A 3,027-nucleotide genomic window follows, 5' to 3' on the forward strand; every position below is an offset into this window, starting at 1 on the left:
CGATCTACAAGAAGTGGTTCGGCACCACCCCGCAGAGCTGACCTCCAGGAACCACACGGCCGACCAGAGGAGTTCTGCACGTATGACCATGTCCCGACGGCGGCGGGCACGCCTGTTCCGCGGCATCCAGTACGCCGTGCTGTTCATCGCCATAGCCGTCTTCGCGCTGGTGGCCGACTGGGGGACACTGCGCCAGGCATTCTTCGACGTGGAGATCGCCAAGGCACTGTTCCCCGAGGTGATCACCACCGCGCTGGTCAACACCGCCTACTACACGCTGCTCGGCTTCGGCTTCGGCCTGGGGCTCGGCATCGTCCTTGCGCTGATGCGGCTGTCCACGGTGCCTCCCTACCGCTGGCTCGCGATCGCCTACATCGAGTTCTTCCGCGGCGTTCCCTCCCTGCTGGTGTTCATCGCGCTCGGCTTCGGGGTGCCGCTGGCCTTCGAGGTCGCGCTCGACATGAACATCACGGTGATGCTGTCTCTGGGCCTGGTGGGCGCCGCCTACATGGCCGAGACGATCCGCGCGGGCATTCTGGCGGTGCCCAAGGGCCAGACGGAGGCAGCCCGTTCGCTGGGCATGTCACCGGGGCGTGCGATGGTCTCGATCATCATGCCGCAGGCGTTCAGGATCGTGCTGCCGCCGCTGACCAACGAGCTGATCCTGCTCACCAAGGACTCCTCACTGGTGTATCTGCTCGGCCTCTCGCTGGGCCAGTTCGAGCTGGCCAACTTCGGCCGGGACGCGCTGAACGAGCACAAGAGCCTGACCCCCATTCTGATCGCCGGACTGCTGTATCTCGTCATCACCCTCCCGCTCGGCCATCTGGTGCGGCGGCTCGAGGCCCGTACGGCGAAAGCCAGGTGAGCACCATGAAGCTGGACAAGACACCCGACGCGCCCGCACCCTCGGGCCCGGCGATCGAGGTGCGCGAGCTGCGCAAGTCCTTCGGCGATCTGGAGGTGCTCAAGGGCATCGACTTGACGGTCGGACGCGGCGACGTGGTCTGTGTCATCGGCCCTTCGGGCTCCGGCAAGTCGACCCTGCTGCGCTGCGTCAATCTCCTGGAAGAGCCCACGTCGGGCACGGTGACGGTGGCTGGCACGGAGGTCACCGACCCCGATGTGGACATCGATCGCGTACGCCGTCGCATCGGCATGGTCTTCCAGTCCTTCAACCTCTTCCCGCACCTCACGGCACTGGAGAACCTGACCATCGCGCAGCGCCGCGTACTGCGGCGCAGCAAGGAGGAAGCGGAGCGCATCGCGCGGGCCAACCTCCAGCGGGTGGGCCTGGTCGACAAGGAACAGTCCTATCCGGCGCAGCTCTCCGGCGGCCAGCAGCAGCGGGTCGCGATCGCCCGGGCCCTTTCCATGGACCCCGAGCTGATGCTCTTCGACGAGCCGACCTCCGCGCTCGACCCCGAACTGGTCGGGGACGTACTGGCGGTGATGCGCTCGCTCGCCCGGGAGGGGATGACGATGCTGGTCGTCACCCACGAGATGAGCTTCGCGCGCGAGGTCGCCGACCGGGTGGTCTTCATGGACGACGGAGTCATCGTCGAGGAGGGCACCCCCGAACGCGTGGTGGGCGACCCGCAGCACGAGCGGACCCGGCTCTTCCTGGCGCGCGTACTCGATCCCGCGGCGGCGGAAATGGGCGAGGTCCCGGACACGGGACCGCACGAGAAGCGCGTGGATCGCTGAGTGCGCGAAACGACACGCACCGCGTGCGGCGCCCGAGTTGAGTCGGCCGGGAGCTTCATCCAGAGGGCCTGGTCCAGGCGGGGGCGGAAGCCGACAGGCGGTAGGCGGCCACCGAGGTCACGATGAGCAGCAGCAGGACAAGCACCAGGATGTGGAGGAGCTCGGCGTGCCCCAGGAGCAGGGCTCCGGCAAGGGCTCCGACGAACATCGCGAGCACGGAGAGAATGCGTCGGCCGGGCCGTGGGGCGGGTCCACCGGCCGGGGAGGAGTCCGCTGCCAGTCCCGTCAGGGTAAGCGTCAGGACGGTGGTGGTCAGGTCCGGGACCCCGAGACGTCGCGCCACGGCGTTCTGCATGCCCATGGCGACACCGAGCAGCACGATCAAGGTGTAACGGGCCGGGCTGGTCACCTCGCCGTGTGCGAGGGCCAGCGCGCCCACTGCCCCAGCGACCAGCACGGCCTGGAGGGCAGCGGTCGTGGTCAGCAGCCGGCCTCTGTGCGCCGCGAACCGGGTGCCCAACCGCCCTCCCGCCAGTGCTCCCACGAGGAAGGACACCATCGAGACGAGGGACGCCGGTGCGGACAGACCGGGCGCGCCTGCCAGGGCGAAGCCCAAGAAGACCACGTTGCCGGTCATGTTGGCGAGGCGCTTGCTGCGCGTCACTTCCTGGGAGCCGGCCTGGACGTCAGATATCTGCGTGGCACCCAAGTGATGGGTGACGATTCTTCCCGGAGACGGATCTTCCTCCAGGATCTTGACATTGAGTGGGACAAAAGTCCGCGACACTGCTTCATGCCAGCGCTCGGTACGGTCTGCTGCGGACAGTTCTGCGGTGGAAAGGACGACGGACATCTGGCCCCTTGGAAGCGATATCGACAGCCGGTGCGGATCGGGTCGCCGGACTGCCGGATCACCGATACCCGGTGTTCCTTCCAGACACCGTGCCAGACGGCACCGAGCTGCACATCGCGTGAATCCGCTAGATCGGCCGGGGCGAGCGGGGGCCTTGCGGCGCGGGGCGTCACCAGGTCACGAGCGGTGCGGTGGTGGAGTCCAGAGCGGTGAGACAGGGGAGCCGCCCGCATGCGCGGGGGCGGTGAGCGATGCCCGGTGGGCTGGGCCGGGTGCAGCGGCCTGTGATCGGCGCGGTCAGCGCCGGTAGCGGGTTCGCGAGGTCGTACGCGGCGCTTCGTCCCGCCGGTCGGGCACGCCCCCTCGACCGGTGCCCGGCGGGACGACGACGCCGTCAGCCGTGCGAACGTTCGGCACAGGGGCGTGCGCCGAACGCTCAGCGCTGTGTTGTGCCAGGGGGCGAGTGG

General features: G+C 68.4%; 3 protein-coding genes. 2 read left to right on the forward strand and 1 reads right to left on the reverse strand.

Annotated elements, in window-relative coordinates; genetic code table 11:
* Positions 1–82: 82 nt before the first annotated feature.
* Both ACQKIP_RS43930 and ACQKIP_RS43935 read left to right on the forward strand, forming a co-directional pair.
* Positions 83–868 (forward strand): amino acid ABC transporter permease, encoded by a 786-nt coding sequence (locus tag ACQKIP_RS43930; RefSeq protein WP_365862138.1) that lies wholly within the window; start codon positions 83–85, stop codon positions 866–868.
* Positions 869–873: 5 nt separating this feature from the next.
* Positions 874–1,707: an amino acid ABC transporter ATP-binding protein gene (locus tag ACQKIP_RS43935; protein ID WP_365862137.1), complete on the forward strand. Its 834-nt coding sequence runs from the start codon at positions 874–876 to the stop codon at positions 1,705–1,707.
* 55 nt (positions 1,708–1,762) lie between these two features.
* Here ACQKIP_RS43935 and ACQKIP_RS43940 read toward each other — a convergent pair whose 3' ends face one another.
* On the reverse strand, positions 1,763–2,560 hold the full coding sequence (locus tag ACQKIP_RS43940) for a YoaK family protein (RefSeq protein ID WP_427745567.1): 798 nt from the start codon (positions 2,558–2,560) through the stop codon (positions 1,763–1,765).
* Positions 2,561–3,027: the final 467 nt, after the last annotated feature.

This window comes from Streptomyces sp. NPDC059900 (assembly GCF_050270335.1).
In the GTDB taxonomy this organism is placed as follows: domain Bacteria; phylum Actinomycetota; class Actinomycetes; order Streptomycetales; family Streptomycetaceae; genus Streptomyces.